The sequence below is a fragment of the Thiomonas delicata genome (genome assembly GCF_900088825.1).
Lineage (GTDB): Bacteria > Pseudomonadota > Gammaproteobacteria > Burkholderiales > Burkholderiaceae_C > Thiomonas_A > Thiomonas_A delicata.
The window spans coordinates 1010229-1025066 of sequence record NZ_LT592170.1; the positions used below are offsets into that span (position 1 = coordinate 1010229).

At 63.8% G+C, this 14838-nt stretch carries 14 protein-coding genes; 11 read left to right on the forward strand and 3 right to left on the reverse strand.

Annotation, left to right across the window (positions count from 1 at the left end; genetic code table 11):
• Nucleotides 1-67: 67 nt before the first annotated feature.
• Together msrP and THIARS_RS04775 are read left to right on the forward strand one after the other, a co-directional pair.
• Entirely contained in the window at nt 68-1069 is a 1002-nt protein-coding gene (msrP, locus tag THIARS_RS04770; protein WP_094159696.1) for a protein-methionine-sulfoxide reductase catalytic subunit MsrP, read from the forward strand.
• Between the two features lie 51 nt (nt 1070-1120).
• Nucleotides 1121-1813 carry a protein-methionine-sulfoxide reductase heme-binding subunit MsrQ gene (locus tag THIARS_RS04775; protein WP_094159697.1) on the forward strand — a complete coding sequence of 231 codons (693 nt, stop codon included), beginning with the start codon at nt 1121-1123 and terminating at the stop codon, nt 1811-1813.
• Between the two features lie 16 nt (nt 1814-1829).
• On the opposite strand, the gene lysA is transcribed toward THIARS_RS04775, so the two are convergent.
• Complete coding sequence (gene lysA / locus THIARS_RS04780; protein ID WP_094159698.1) at nt 1830-3128, reverse strand: diaminopimelate decarboxylase; 1299 nt, start codon at nt 3126-3128, stop codon at nt 1830-1832.
• A 78-nt stretch (nt 3129-3206) separates the two neighbouring features.
• Nucleotides 3207-3335: an LPS translocon maturation chaperone LptM gene (gene lptM / locus THIARS_RS04785; RefSeq protein WP_141202335.1), complete on the reverse strand. Its 129-nt coding sequence runs from the start codon at nt 3333-3335 to the stop codon at nt 3207-3209.
• Between the two features lie 53 nt (nt 3336-3388).
• Between lptM and cyaY the strand changes: the two genes are divergently transcribed.
• Nucleotides 3389-3706 (forward strand): iron donor protein CyaY, encoded by a 318-nt coding sequence (cyaY, locus tag THIARS_RS04790; RefSeq protein ID WP_245845535.1) that lies wholly within the window; start codon nt 3389-3391, stop codon nt 3704-3706.
• Between the two features lie 25 nt (nt 3707-3731).
• Here the strand turns inward: cyaY and THIARS_RS04795 are convergent, their stop codons facing one another.
• On the reverse strand, nt 3732-6011 hold the full coding sequence (locus THIARS_RS04795; RefSeq protein WP_186436571.1) for a penicillin-binding protein 1A: 2280 nt from the start codon (nt 6009-6011) through the stop codon (nt 3732-3734).
• 507 nt (nt 6012-6518) lie between these two features.
• On the opposite strand from THIARS_RS04795, the gene THIARS_RS04800 reads away from it, so the two are divergent.
• The 8 genes from THIARS_RS04800 (at nt 6519) to THIARS_RS04835 (ending at nt 14741) form a co-directional block, all read left to right on the forward strand.
• Nucleotides 6519-7580, forward strand: coding sequence for a pilus assembly protein PilM (locus THIARS_RS04800; protein ID WP_425444237.1), 1062 nt, complete (start codon nt 6519-6521; stop codon nt 7578-7580).
• Nucleotides 7577-8200, forward strand: a complete 624-nt coding sequence (locus THIARS_RS04805; RefSeq protein ID WP_094159702.1) for a PilN domain-containing protein — start codon at nt 7577-7579, stop codon at nt 8198-8200. Before THIARS_RS04800 ends, THIARS_RS04805 begins: the two co-directional genes overlap by 4 nt.
• A gap of 7 nt (nt 8201-8207) precedes the next feature.
• Nucleotides 8208-8891 (forward strand): type IV pilus inner membrane component PilO, encoded by a 684-nt coding sequence (locus THIARS_RS04810; protein ID WP_094159703.1) that lies wholly within the window; start codon nt 8208-8210, stop codon nt 8889-8891.
• The gene (locus THIARS_RS04815; RefSeq protein ID WP_094159704.1) at nt 8888-9427 is read left to right on the forward strand and encodes a pilus assembly protein PilP; all 540 of its coding nucleotides are present in this window, start codon (nt 8888-8890) and stop codon (nt 9425-9427) included. Before THIARS_RS04810 ends, THIARS_RS04815 begins: the two co-directional genes overlap by 4 nt.
• The gene (locus THIARS_RS04820; protein ID WP_094159705.1) at nt 9424-11661 is read left to right on the forward strand and encodes a type IV pilus secretin PilQ; all 2238 of its coding nucleotides are present in this window, start codon (nt 9424-9426) and stop codon (nt 11659-11661) included. The genes THIARS_RS04815 and THIARS_RS04820 overlap by 4 nt, the downstream gene beginning before the upstream one ends.
• Before the next feature lie 31 nt (nt 11662-11692).
• Nucleotides 11693-12277: a shikimate kinase gene (locus THIARS_RS04825; protein ID WP_425444238.1), complete on the forward strand. Its 585-nt coding sequence runs from the start codon at nt 11693-11695 to the stop codon at nt 12275-12277.
• 111 nt (nt 12278-12388) lie between these two features.
• Nucleotides 12389-13540: a 3-dehydroquinate synthase gene (gene aroB / locus THIARS_RS04830; RefSeq protein WP_094159707.1), complete on the forward strand. Its 1152-nt coding sequence runs from the start codon at nt 12389-12391 to the stop codon at nt 13538-13540.
• Nucleotides 13541-13574: 34 nt separating this feature from the next.
• Nucleotides 13575-14741 carry a deoxyguanosinetriphosphate triphosphohydrolase gene (locus tag THIARS_RS04835; protein ID WP_288118055.1) on the forward strand — a complete coding sequence of 389 codons (1167 nt, stop codon included), beginning with the start codon at nt 13575-13577 and terminating at the stop codon, nt 14739-14741.
• Nucleotides 14742-14838: the final 97 nt, after the last annotated feature.

Below are 14838 nucleotides of genomic sequence, written 5' to 3' on the forward strand. Positions count from 1 at the left end.
TGATGGGGTTTCTGCAACGAGTCCGAATCCGCATCCATCGCATCCGCCACACGTCCACGAGGGCATCATGAGCAAACGCCAAGAGCAGGGTTTCGAGCAGCCGGCTCCATCGGAGATCACGCCGGAACAAGCCTATCGCGGTCGCCGCGGCTTTCTTGCCGCGGCAGGCGTCGGCGCCGCCGCAGCCGTGGCGGCCGTCGTGGCGCAGCGGGCCAACGCCGTTCCGGCCGATTCAGCCCATCCAGGAAAGCTGCCGCAACTGCCGGCAACCAAGGATGCGGCCCTGTCGACCCGCGAGGCCCTCACGCCTTACAAAGACGTGACGACCTATAACAACTTCTACGAATTCGGCACCAGCAAGAGCGATCCCGCCAAATATGCCGGAAGCCTGCAGACCCGGCCATGGACCGTGGTGGTCGAAGGCGAGGTGCACAAGCCGCGTACCTTTGGCATCGAGGATCTGCTCAAGCTCGCGCCGATGCAGGAGCGCATTTATCGACACCGTTGCGTGGAAGGCTGGTCGATGGTCATTCCCTGGCTGGGATACTCGCTCTCAAACCTGCTCAAGGCCGTGGAGCCCACCGGGAATGCCAAATATGTCGAGTACATCACCCTGCTGAACCCGGCGCAAATGCCGGGCCAGAACGATCCCATCCTGCAATGGCCGTATCTCGAGGGGCTGCGCATGGACGAGGCGATGCACCCCCTCACGCTGCTGACCTTCGGTCTATACGGCGAGGTTCTGCCCAACCAGGACGGCGCGCCGATACGCATGGTCATTCCCTGGAAATACGGCTTCAAGGGGGGCAAGTCCATCGTCCGCATCCGTCTCGTGGAACAACAGCCTGTGACCTCGTGGATGAAGGCGGTGCCGCAGTGGTACGGCTTTTATTCGAACGTCAATCCCAAGGTCAGCCCGCAGAACTGGAGCCAGGAGAACGAGAGGCGTATCGGCCAGGGCGGATTCGGCGGCCTGTTCTCGCCGCGCGTGCCGACGCAGATGTTCAATGGCTACGGCGCACAGGTTGCAAGCCTCTACAAGGGCATGGATCTGACCAAGAATTTCTGAACCCGCCTCGCGCCCGCTGCGCTCCACATCATTCACGGCTCCGACGCACGCATGAATCGTCTCGACACGCCTACTGCGCCGACAGCGGGGCCTGGGCTTCGGTTGCGCCGCGCCACCCTGCAGGCTCGATGGTTCAAGCCCATGCTGTTCATGCTCGGCCTGCTTCCGCTGGCGTCGCTGGTGTGGCGGGCGTTGACGGTGCAGTTGGGTGCCAATCCGGAGCAGACGCTGATTTGGACCACGGGACTGTGGGCGTTGCGCTTTTTGCTGTTGACCCTGGCCATCACGCCCTTGCGCAAGCTCACGGGCTGGGCCGAACTGGCAAGGCTGCGACGCATGTTCGGACTTTTCGCCTTCACTTACGCCTTACTGCACTTCACCTGCTACCTCTGGCTGGTGAACGGCTTCAGCGTGGATGCGGTGTTGAAGGATGTGGTCAAGCATCCCTTCGTGCTGGCCGGCATGACCGCGCTGGTGCTCATGCTGCCGCTGGCTGCAACATCGACGAACGGGATGATCAAGCGCCTGGGGGCTGTGCGCTGGCAGGCTTTGCACCGTCTGGTCTACGCGGTGGCCATCATCGCCGTGTTTCACTATTGGTGGGGCAAGCTGGCCAAAAACAACACGGTCGATCCGAAGATCTACGCGACCATGCTGGGCGTTTTGCTGGCTTATCGCGTGGCGAAGGTCTGGCAGACGAGGCGGCGCAATGTCGGGCCGCGGCGCGCGGCCGCGCGCATCTGACGCCGGCCGTGCTCGGTCAAAACACCAGGCGCTGCTCGTTGCCGAGGAGTTGCTCCACCGTTTCGCGCTCGCGAATGAGATGCGCCTGTTCTCCATCCACCAAGACCTCGGCGGCGCGAGGTCGGGTGTTGTAGTTGGAGGCCATGGCCATGCCATAGGCGCCGGCGGAGAGTACGGCGAGGAGATCGCCTTCACGCAAGTCAAGATCGCGCTCGCGCCCCAGCCAGTCGCCCGACTCGCAGACCGGGCCGACCACGTCGTAGCGTCGCGCATGCCGCCCGTCGCGCGGCGTTGCGGGGACGATGGCCTGCCACGCCTGGTACAGCGCCGGGCGCATGAGATCGTTCATCGCCGCGTCCGTCACCGCGAAGTGCCGTTCCAGGCTGGACTTGAGGGTCAGCACCTCCGTGAGCAGAAGTCCCGCATTCCCCACGACCGAGCGGCCGGGCTCGAACATCACTTGCCGGTGGCCGTGCCCGGCGTTTTCCAGGCGCTGGAGCAGGGCGCCCATCCAGGCTGCGGGCGTGGGCGGCGCCTCATTCGCATAGCGTATGCCCACGCCACCGCCCAGGTCGATGTGCTCGAGCTTGATGCCGTGGTGCTCGATGTCGCGGATCAGGTCGAGCATGCGATCGAGTGCGTCGAGGTAGGGTTCGAGGCTGGTGATCTGCGAGCCGATATGACAGTCGATGCCGACGATGCGCAGGTGCGGCAGCAGCGCCGCATCGCTATAAGCCTTGCGCGCCAGGCCCTGAGGGATGCCGAATTTGCTGCTCTTGAGGCCTGTCGAAATATAGGGATGGGTCCTCGCATCGACTTCCGGATTGATGCGCAGGCTGACCGGAGCCGACCTACCGAGTTCGCCGGCCACGCGGTTCAGCCGGTGCAACTCGCTTTCGGACTCCACGTTGAAGCACTGCACGCCAGCCCGCAGAGCCGCGCGCATTTCCGACTCCAGTTTGCCGACTCCCGAGAACACGACCTTGCCGGCATCGCCGCCGGCCGCGAGCACCCGTGCCAGTTCGCCGCCCGAGACGATGTCGAAGCCCCAGCCCAGCCGCGCCAGGAGTTGCAGGATGGCCAGGCTGGAATTCGCCTTGACCGCGTAGCGCAGCGAAACCGGTTTGCCCTGTGCCGCAGCCAGGTAATCCTGCGCCGCCTGTTCGATGGCCGCGCGCGAGTACACATAGAGCGGGGTGCCGAATTGCCGCGCGAGATGGGAAACCGGAACGGCTTCGACCATCAGGTCGCCGGCGCGATAGGCGATATGCGGGTGGCCGGGGAGTTCCGGGGGCGCAGCGGGAGGCTTCGACATGGCTGTGGTCGGACGAAAAGAGAGATGCTTGAACGGGCTGGGCCCAGGCCCAGGATGGCTGCAGGCGGGCGTGCCGGATCAGCCCCGGCTCGGCGCGGCCTGGGGCGGCTGCGGCAGATAAAGCGGCCCTTTCTGGCCGCAACCCGCCAGCAAGACGGAGGCGCCCAGCAGCACGGCCAGCAAGACGCCGCGCCACGCGCAGTTCATGCTTGTTCCTAGAATCGGGCGGATCCGCATCATTCAAGTTTATCAGCCGCCCTATGAACGACTTGCCGCAATCAGACTATTTACGCCTTGCAGAGGCCGCGCTGCGCTCGGTGGAAGCGGCGGCCGACGCCGCCGACCTCGATTCCAAGCGCGAGGGAGGTGTTCTGACCCTCGAACTGGATAACGGCGAGAAGATCATCGTCAATCTGCAGCCTCCCCTGCAGGAGCTGTGGTTGGCAAGCAAGTCGGGGGCCTACCATTTTCGTTATGCAGGCGAGGCATGGCTGGACACGCGCGGCAGCCGCAGTTTCCAAGCACTCTTGCAGCAAGCCCTCGCCGAGCTGGGGGGGCCTGCGCTTGAACTCGACTGAGGCCCGGGGCCCCAGACCAGGGGTCTCAGTTGAACGTCGGAAACAGCTTCGACAAAGGGTCGGCAGCGGCCGGGGGCGGGGCCGAAACGTCGAGGGCATGCACCCCGCCGCCGGCGGCGAAATCTTCATACACGAAGTCGTCGCCCATGGGCACGACGCCGGGCGGCGCGACGTAATGCGTGACGGGCACGCCCTGCAATGCCGTGCGCATGAAATCGATCCAGATCGGCAGCGCGACGCGGCCCCCGGTTTCTTTCGGGCCGAGCTTGAGCGGGGTGTCGTAACCCACCCATGCCACGGCCGCGAGTTTCGGGTTGAAGCCGCAGAACCATGCGTCCACCGAATCGTTCGTCGTGCCGGTCTTGCCATACAGGTCGGGTCTCTTGAGCTCGGCCTGCGCGCGTGCGGCGGTCCCGGTTTTCGTGACTTCCTGGAGCAGCGTGTCCATCACGAAAGCGTTGCGCGGAGAGATCACGCGTAGGCGTTCATCGCCCGCATGCTGCGGTGCTGGCGTGTACAGCGTCTTGCCGGAAGCATCGGTGATGGAGGTGATGAAGTAAGGTTGCACAAGGTAGCCGCCGTTGGCGAAAACCGAGTAGGCGCGCACCATCTCCAGCGGCGTGGCCGAGCCGGCGCCGAGCGCGAGGGTGAGATAGGGCGGTTGCTTGGACGTGTCAAAGCCGAATCGACCGCTCCATTGCTGCGCATACTTCGTGCCGATGGCATTCAGCACGCGGATGGCCACCATGTTCTTCGACTGGGCCATGCCGCGTTTGAGGGTGATGGGGCCTTCATAGATGCCGTCGTAATTCTTGGGCTCCCATGCCTGCCCGCCGGTGGTTGCCGCATCGAAAAAGAGCGGCGCGTCGTTGACCATGGTCGGCGGCATGAACCCCTTGTGCAGGGCCGCGGAGTAAATGAACGGCTTGAAACTCGATCCCGGCTGACGCTGGGCTTGCGTGACATGATTGAACTTGTTTTGCTCGAAGTCGAAGCCACCGACCAGGGCCTGGATGGCGCCATCGCTGGGGTCCATCGCCACGAAGGAGGCTTGCACGCGCGGCATCTGCGTGATGACCCAGCGGCCATGCGGCTGTTTCCAGATGCGCACCACCGCGCCGGCGCGCAGGGCCACATTGGGTTGCGCCTTGGGACCGAGCCCCAGCGCTGCGACCTGCTGCAGGCCGTCGCCCGAAATATCCAGTCGTTGGCCGCCGGGAAGCATGACCTGCACCAGCTTGGTCGTGGCCGCCGTGACCACGGCGCAATACAGCCCTTCGGTCTCCGGACGGTCGCTGCAGGCGTCGTCGACCGTCTGCAGCCATGGCTCGGAGCCGTCGGGCGGATTGATATAAGCCTCCGGTCCGCGCCATGGCTGTCTCAGTTCATAGCGCATGACCCCGGCGTGCAGAGCGCTCCACGCCGCATGCTGATCGCGACTGATGATGGTCGTGACGACGTTGAATCCCCGCGTATAAGCCTGTTCGCCATAGCGCGCAAACATGGCCTGTCGAGCCATCTCGGCAACGTAGCCGGCATGCGCGGATGCCTCGGTTCGCGCTGCACGCAGGCCGAGCGGCGCGTTCTTGGCCTGTGCGTAGTCGTCCGGACTGATCCAGCCCAAGGCGCGCATGCGGGCGAGGACGTATTGCTGCCTGGATTTGGCGCGGGCCGGGTTGACGAAGGGGTTGTAGGCCGAAGGCGCCTTGGGCAAGCCGGCAAGCATGGCCGCTTGGGCGAGACTGAGTTGCGCAAGCGGTTTGCCGAAATAGGTCTGCGCCGCAGCGGAAAAACCGTAGGCATGCTGGCCAAGATAGATCTGGTTCATGTAAAGCTCCAGGATCTGGTCCTTGGTGAGTTCGCGCTCGATTTTCAAGGCCAGGAGAACCTCGAAGAGCTTGCGCGTGAAGGTTTTTTCGCTGCTGAGATAAAAGTTGCGTGCAACCTGCATAGTGATGGTCGAGGCGCCCTGGCTTTTCGCCTTGTGGATATTCGCCAGGGCCGCGCGGGCAATGCCCGCCCAGTCGATGCCGCCGTGCTGATAGAAGCGATCGTCCTCCGTCGCCAGCACAGCCAGTTTCATGGTCTTCGGGATGCTGCCGATGGGCATGAAGTTGCGCCGCTCCTCGCCGAATTCGCCGAGCAGGACATGATCGGCCGAATACACCCGCAGCGGGAGTTTGGGGTGGTAATCCAGAAGCTGGTGGACGTCCGGCAGGCGAGGCCAGGCGAAAGCCAGCACCACGCCGACGAGCAGCGCCGCGGCAAGCGGCAGACCTACTGCGAGTGAGATCAGGCTGATCATCAGCCGCTGACCCCAGGAACGATTTTGTCCGCCCGCTTTTTTCTTGTGGGCATTGGCGCCCGGCGGGCCGGACGGAGAAGGAGGGGGCGGTGAAGTCGCCATGGGGCGGAGTGTCGGGAAAACCGTGGAAGAGGGATGCAAGGCCGAGGCGAAGAGGGTAACCCTTCGGCCGCCCACCAGCATGGTCGGGGCGTGGCGACGACGCCTATTCGGACATGCACCGAACTCCGGACATGGGTCGAGCCTCGATAGTGCCCAATTGTAAAAATACTGTTCGAGAGGGCTGAATTTTCATGGGATGGTGCCGTATTGCCTTGAGTACACGTGGGCGTTTTGCAACGAATCGGCCATTGCTTCGGGAAAACCTGACAGGCAATCAAAGACTTGTTGTTAGGATTGAAAAAAATATTGAACTTCTGCCGTCATTCGTGTTGCGGCAGGCGGTTCTCAACGGGCTTTTTCAAGTTCCCACTCATTCAGGGGGTTGCGTTGTCCATATTCAGCAGCATGTTTCGCAAGCGCTATGCGCCGCTGATCGGCCTGGACATTAGCAGTTCCAGCGTCAAATTGGTCGAACTGGCGCTTGACGATCAAAACCGCTACACCTTGGTGCGCGCAGCCATCGAGCCCCTGGAAAAAGGCGCCATCACCGACGGCAACATCGAGAAGCACGATGACGTGGTCGATGCTGTGCGCAGATTGATCAAAAAAAGCGGGACCAAGACCAAGAACGTCGCTCTCGCCCTGCCGTCTTCGGCCGTCATCAGCAAGAAGATCGTGCTGCCCGGCGATTTGCGCGAAGAGGAGATCGAAGTCCAGGTCGAGACGGAGGCGAATCAATATATCCCGTTCGCCATCGAGGACGTGGCCCTGGATTTCAGCGTGCTGGGCCCCAGCCTCAACTCCCCGGGCGACCAAGAGGTTCTCATCGCCGCCTCGCGCCGCGACAAGGTGCTGGATCGCCAGACCATCGCCGAGGCGGCCGGGCTCAAGCCCCAGATCATCGACATCGACGCGTTCGCATCGCGCTTGGCCGCTGGAAGGCTGATCGAGCGCCTGCCGCGCGGCGGGCATGATCTGCTGGTGGCCTTGTTCGAGATCGGCGCATCCAGTACGTCGATGCAGGTGCTGCGTAACGGTGAAACCCTGTACGACCGCGACCAGACCTTCGGCGGCCAGCAGCTGACCCAGGCCATTGCGCGGCATTACGGCTTCTCGCAAGAAGAGGCCGAGGCCAAGAAGCGCAATGCCGACCTGCCTGACGACTATACCGCCCAGGTCTTGGAGCCTTTCATCGAGGGCATGGCGCAGGAACTGGCGCGCGCGCTGCAGTTCTTTTTTCGGGCCACGCCGAATAGCAAGGTCGACTACATCCTGCTGGCGGGCGGCACGGCGGCATTGCCCGGCCTGGTGGAAAAAATCACACAGCTCACCTCCACGGCCTGCGTGGTGCTCAACCCCTTCGAGGGGATGGCCATCGGCGATCAGGTCCGCGAGAAGAAGTTGCGCCTGCAGGCGCCGAGCTATCTCACCAGTTGCGGTCTGGCCATGCGCAGGTTCTTGCAATGAACATCGTCCTGATCAACCTGTTGCCTCACCGCGAGGCCAAGCGCAAGAAGCGCCGCGAGGCGTTTTATGTCGGCATCGTCATGTCCATGCTGGTGGGCCTGCTGCTGCTCGGCCTCGGCTTTACCGTGTTGAGCGCGATGATCGACCGTCAACAGTCGCGCAACGATTTCCTCCATGCGCAAATCGCCCAGCTCGACGTGCAGATCAAGGACATCGCCACGCTGCGCCAGGAGATTGAAAGCCTGCGCGCGCGGCAGCAGGCGGTCGAAAACCTGCAGTCCGACCGGAATCTGCCGGTCTATCTGTTCGACGATCTCACGCAAGACACCCCCACGGGCGTGCAAATCACCTCGATCAAGCAGGAAGGCCAGTCGGTGCTGCTGCAGGGTACGGCACTGAGTCAGGAGCGGGTCGCCGATCTGTTGCGCAATCTGGCCGATGGCAAGGGCTGGCTCGAGAAGCCGGAACTCATCGAAATCCGGTCCGTCACGACCCAGATCTCCAAGGGCAACACGCAGACGGTGTCGGCCTTCCAGCTGCGCGCCACGCTCAAGCGCGCCACCCCTGCCCAAGCCGCCTCCGGCGCGGCCCCAGCAGGCAAGACCAACGTTGCGGGCTGAGGACAGTATGGCCAAATCCCTCAATATGCAGATTGATTTCGCGTCCCTGAAAGAGCGCATCGGCAGTCAATTCCGCGGGCTCAACCAGAACGATCCCGGCACGTGGCCGCCGTTGCCGCGCGCCACGGCGTACGCCGTGACGCTCATCGTGGCGCTGGCCGTGGGTTGGTATGCGTGGCTGTCCGGTGTGAAGGACCAGCTCAACCAGGCGCAGCAGCAGGAAGTGCAGTTGCGCGACGAGTACAAGAGCAAGCTGGCCCAGGCCGTGAGCCTGGATCTGCTCAAGGCGCAAAAGGCCCAGGTGCAGCAATACGTGCTGTTGCTGGAAAAGCAACTTCCGAGCAAGGCCGAGATGGATGCGCTGCTGTCCGACATCAACCAGGCGGGCATCGGCCGCGGCTTGCAGTTCGAGCTCTTCCGTCCGGGCCAGGTCGAGGTGAAGAACTATTACGCCGAACTCCCCATCACCATCAAGGTCAAGGGCAGCTACAACGACCTCGCCGCGTTTACGGCCGACGTTGCCAAGCTTTCGCGCATCGTCACGATCAACAACATCGCCATTTCCAGCCCGCCGGCCGGCAACCCTTCGGGCAAGCTGACCATGGACGCCACGGCCAAGACCTTCCGCTATCTCGATGCCGACGAGGTCGCCGCACAGCAAAAAGCCAAACGACCGGGAGGTAAGAAATGATCCGCCGCATCCCGGCTTTCCTGCCGCTGTTGCCGATCGCGCTTGTCTTGGCGGGTTGCGGAGGGCAACCGCACGAAGATCTGCGCGCGTGGATGGCACAGGAACGCGCCAAGCTGCATCCGCATGTGCAGCCCATCGAGGCGCCGAAGCCCTTCTTGCCGGCGACCTACGACCTGTCCGACCGGACCGACCCCTTCTCCCCGGCCAAGCTTGAAACGGGCGTTCGGCAGGAAATGAACAAGCTGAGCCCCGAGGTGCTGGCGCAGATGAATCGGCCCAAACAGCCCTTGGAGCAGTATTCACTGGACCAGATCCAGATGGTGGGCAGCTACAAGATCAAGGGCCAGGAGTACGCCCTGCTCAAGGCTGGCAATCTGCTGTACCGCGCACATGTCGGCGAGTACGCGGGGCAGCATTACGGGCGCATTACACAAATCGATGAAAGCCAGGTTGTTTTGCGGGAGCTGGTGCAGGACGCCGTTGGCGACTGGGTGGAACGCACCGCAACCCTTCAATTGCAGGAGAGCAGCAAATGATGTCCCTATCGCTTACCCGTGCAACGACATGGCTGGCGCGCGCCGCGGCAGGTCTGGCGCTGATGCTGGGCCTGACGGTCGTGGCTGCGGCGCAGGGTTCCAATGTGCTGCAAAGCGTGGGGGCCAGCAGCCAGGGCGGCGAAATCGTCGTCCAGCTTAATTTCGCCCAACCTCTGGCCGCTCCGCCAGCGGGCTTCACCATCGATCAGCCTGCCCGCATCGTGCTCGATTTCCCGGGGGTGACGTCCGGGCTGAGCCGCGGCGCGGTGAATTTCGATCAAGGCAATCTGCGCTCGGCCAATGTGGTGCAGGCCGAGGGCCGTTCGCGCGTGGTCCTCAATCTGCGCAGCTCGACCACCTACAAGACCGAAATCCAGGGCAAACGACTGCTCGTGCTCATCAACCCCACGGCCTCGGCGCCGCTGAATGCGTCGACCACGGCGGGTTCTGCGCTGTCGCAGCCGGTGCACTTCGCCGACAGCCTCAATACCCAGCAGCTGCCGCTGCAGAGTATCGATTTTCACCGCGGCGCGGGCGGCGCGGGCCAAGTCGTCGTCAACCTGCCCAACAACCAGGTCGGCGTCGACATCCACCAGCAGGGTCAGAACATCGTGGTCGATTTCCTCAAGGCCACGCTGCCCGCCGACCTGCGCCGCCGTCTGGACGTGGCCGATTTCGCCACGCCGGTGAAGACCATCACCACCTTCCAGATGGGCAACAACGTGCGCATGGTGGTCCAGCCCACGGGCAACTACCAGCAAAGCGCCTACCAGGCCGACAATAAATTCGTGCTGGAAGTGCGCCCCGAGGTGCCCAATCCCAATCAGCTGGTGCCGGGGAACGGCCCCGGCTATCACGGCCAGAAGCTGTCGCTCAACTTCCAGAACATCGACGTCCGTTCGCTGCTGCAGGTGTTCGCCGATTTCACGGGCCTCAACGTCGTGGTGAGCGATTCGGTGACCGGAAACCTCACCCTGCGCCTGAAGGACGTGCCCTGGGACCAGGCCCTGCACATCATCCTCCAGGCCAAGGGGCTGGGCGAACGCAAGGAGGGCAATGTGCTGTGGATCGCGCCGCGCGATGAAATTCTTGCCCGCGAAAAATCTGAACTCGAAGCCTCGAAATCCATCCGGGACCTCGAGCCCTTGAAATCCGAAACCTTCCAGCTCAACTACCAGAAGGCTGCCACGGTGGTGCAACTGCTCACCGGCGCCGCGGGCGGCGCGCAGCCTGGCGGCAGCGGGGCGGGCGTGGCCCCCATCCTTCCCGGCCTGCCCACGGCCGGTGCGCCCACCTCGCGCATCCTCTCGCCGCGCGGCACGGTGATCGCCGATCCGCGCACGAATCAGATTTTCGTCAACGATATTCCGTCCAAGCTCGAGGAAATCAGCGCACTCATCGCCAAGATCGACAAGCCGGTCCGCCAGGTCTTGATCGAGGCGCGCATCGTCGAGGCCACGGACCAGTTCGGGCGTAGCTTGGGTGCGAAACTGGGTTTCTACAGAAGTACCGTGCCGGGCCAGAGTAACAATCCTGGCGCCGCGGTCACCGGGAATTACCTGGGTGTAGGTGAGCAAACTGGTCAAGCTGTCATCACGGGCGGTTCCTATATTCCAGACACCCAGTTTGTGAACCTCCCGTCGACGACAATCGCCAATACGATTCTGACCGGTGTTTCGCCAGGGTCTGTTGCCATCAGTTTGTTCAATGCGGCGGCCAACCGTTTCATCAATCTCGAGCTTTCCGCACTCGAAGCAGATGGCAAGGGGAAAATCATTTCCTCGCCTCGCGTGATCACGGCTGATCTGAACAAGGCCACCATAGAACAGGGGACGGAGATTCCGTATCAGCAGGCGACATCCAGCGGTGCGACATCGGTGTCCTTCAAGAAGGCGGTGCTCAGCCTCGATGTCACGCCGCAGATCACGCCGGACGGCAACATCATCATGAATGTCGAGATCCACAAGGACAGCGTCGGGCAGAACACTGCGGCGGGTCCCGCGATCAACACCAACACGGTGACGACCCAGGTGCAGGTCGAGAACGGTGGAACGGTGGTGCTCGGCGGGATTTATTCGTCGCAGGAGCAGAACCAGACCGACAAGGTTCCTCTGCTTGGCGATATCCCCGTGCTCGGCTATCTGTTCAAGACCAACAGCAAGAGCATTCAGAAAGACGAACTGATGGTGTTTCTCACACCAAAGATCGTCACCGGTGCAGATTTGAGCCGTTGATCCATCGCATCCCTGCACCCGCCAGCTGCCAATTTTGACAAGTTGCACGCGTATTTTTCTCATTGGCCTCATGGGCGCCGGCAAGACCACGGTGGGCCGTGCGCTGGCGCAAAGGGTGGGGCTGCGGTTTCTTGACAGCGACCACGAAATCGAACGGCGGGAAGGCTGCACGATCGCGACGCTTTTCGCGCGCGAAGGCGAGCAAGGGTTCAGAGAGATCGAAGCGCGGGTGATCGAGGATCTGACCGAGCGGGACGGCATCGTGCTGGCCACCGGGGGCGGGGCCGTGTTGCGCGAGTCGAACCGGAAGGCCCTGCATGGCCGGGGCGTCGTGGTGTACCTGCGCGCGAGCCCGGACGAGCTTGCGCACCGCACGCGCAATGACCGCAGCCGCCCGCTGCTGCAGACAGCAGATCCGCGCACCAGGCTGCGGGAACTGTTTCGCCAGCGTGATCCCCTCTACCGGGAAACGGCGCATTTCACGATCGATACCGGCCGTCCCTCGGCTGCGATGCTGACCCATCTCGTTCTCACGCAGTTGGAACTCGCCGGAGTGGTGGATCCGTCTCGCGCCCCGGTGCAGCCCGGTTCACGCGAGCGGCCCGGGCGTGATTGACGCGCCATGAGGCCGATCGGGGCACGCTGAACCGCTGGCCAGGCCGGAGCTGGGGTTGCCGCGCTCTTTCTACAATGGGCGGGATCCTCCACGAGCCCGCAGCACACCGCCATGACCACCGTTCGCGTCGAACTCGACCAGCGTGCCTACGACATTCGCATTGGCGCGGGCCTGCTGGGGCGCGACACCTTCGCCGACGTCGCGCAGCCCAAGGCCCGAGCGCTCATCGTCACCAATACCACCGTGGCGCCGTTGTATGCACAGGCTCTGCAGCAGGCCCTGGAGCCGCATTTTGCCGAGGTGCTGCAGTGCGTGCTGCCCGATGGCGAACAGTACAAGGATTGGCCGACGCTGAATCGGATTTTCGACGCCCTGCTCGAGCGCCAATGCGACCGCAAGACGACCTTGTTCGCGCTTGGCGGCGGCGTGATCGGTGACATGACGGGGTTCGCGGCAGCCTGCTACATGCGCGGCGTGCCCTTCGTGCAGGTGCCCACCACCTTGCTGGCGCAAGTGGATTCATCCGTCGGCGGCAAGACCGCGATCAACCACCCGCTCGGCAAGAACATGATCGGCGCGTTCTACCAGCCGCGGCTGGTGGTGGCCGACGTCGAGACCCTGCGGACCCTGCCGCCGCGCGAAGTATCCGCGGGGCTGGCCGAGATCATCAAGCACGGCGCGATCGCCGATGCCGAATTCTTCGGCTGGCTCGAAACCCATATGGAGCGCCTGCGCGCCCTGGAACACGATGCCGTGGTGCACGCCGTGCGCCGCAGCTGCGAGATCAAGGCGGCCGTCGTGGCGCAGGACGAAACCGAAAGCGGACTGCGCGCGATACTGAATTTCGGCCACACCTTCGGTCACGCGATCGAGGCCGGCATGGGCTATGGGCAATGGCTGCATGGCGAGGCCGTGGGCGCAGGCATGGTGATCGCGGCCGGCGTCTCGGAGCGCCTGGGCTTGCTGGACCCCGCTTCTGCCGTGCGTTTGCAGGAACTCGTGCGTCGCGCGGGTTTGCCGGTCGAGGCGCCGGCGCTGCCTTTGCAGCGCTATCTCGATCTCATGCAGGTGGACAAGAAGAACGATGCCGGCAACGTGCGTTTCGTCCTTTTGCAGGGCCTGGGCGGTGCCGTGCTGCGCGCGGCGCCGCAGGACCTGGTGACTTCCAGCCTGTTGGCGCACGGTGCCATTCGAGATGCGTCGCCCGCCATGTCCGGGCCCGGCTCGCCCGCAAGCCGCACCGCAGGCAGCCTTGCCGCCTGAAGCGAGCCACCTCGGGCCCGACCAGTACGCACCGATGCCGAGCATGCGAGGCACGCCCAGCCACGAATCATGGCTGGCTCCCTACGCCTGCAGCGCCAGCACGTCGGGCGGGCGGCGCCAGGCCGAGCCGCCGCCGCGAGACCGCACGGAATACCAGCGGGATCGCGACCGCATCATTCATTGCAGCGCCTTTCGCCGCCTCGAATACAAGACCCAGGTCTTTCTCAACCACGAAGGCGATCTTTTTCGCACTCGCCTGACCCACACCCTCGAGGTGGCGCAAATCGCCAGGTCGATCGCCAGGGCGCTGCGCCTGAACGAGGACCTGACCGAGGCCATCGCCCTGGCGCATGACCTCGGCCATACCCCTTTCGGCCACGCCGGGCAGGATGCGCTCGGCGCCTGCATGCGCGGCGCGGACCCGCATGGCGGCGGCTTCGAGCACAACCTGCAGTCGTTGCGGGTGGTTGATCGGCTCGAGGAGCGCTACGCCGCGTTCGACGGCCTCAATCTGTGCTTCGAAACCCGCGAGGGCATTCTGAAGCACTGCTCGCGGCGCAACGCGGAGCGCCTGGGCGACGTCGGCGCGCGCTTCCTCCGTGGCGGACAACCCAGCCTGGAGGCACAGGTGGCGAACCTGGCCGACGAAATCGCCTACAACAACCACGACATCGACGACGGCCTGCGTTCGGGACTGCTGCATCTGGAACAGTTGGAAGACATCGATTTCTTCGGCGGCCACTTGGACGCCGTACGCGCGGCCTACCCCGGGCTGGGGCAAAAGCGGCTGGTGTCCGAAACCATTCGCCGCATGATTTCCACGCTGATCGCCGATTTGATCGCGCAAACCCAGGCGCGCATCGACGAGGCGCAAGTCTGCAGCCCGGCTGAGGTGCGCGCCAGCCCGCCGCTCGTGGCGTTCAGCGCGCCCGTGCGCGAGCAACTCACGCGTCTGCAGCAGTTCCTGCGCCAGGCGCTTTATCGCCATCCCCAGGTGTTGCACTCCACCACCAAGGCGGCGCGGGTTCTGCGCGAACTGTTCACGGCCTATGTCGACGAGCCGCGCCTGTTGCCGGCCGACCACCAGCGCGACCGCCAAGGCGGACAGCTGCGGGGCATCGCCGATTACATTGCCGGCATGACCGACCGTTACGCCATCAAGGAATACCGCAGACTGTTTTCCGTGCACGACTGGTCGTAGGGAAGCGCGCGGGGCCGGAAAGACATGTTGCGTGCCGGATACAACGCCCGCGCGCTACGTGTCAAGTCGCCCCTCTCGAATACCCCAGGCAAACAAT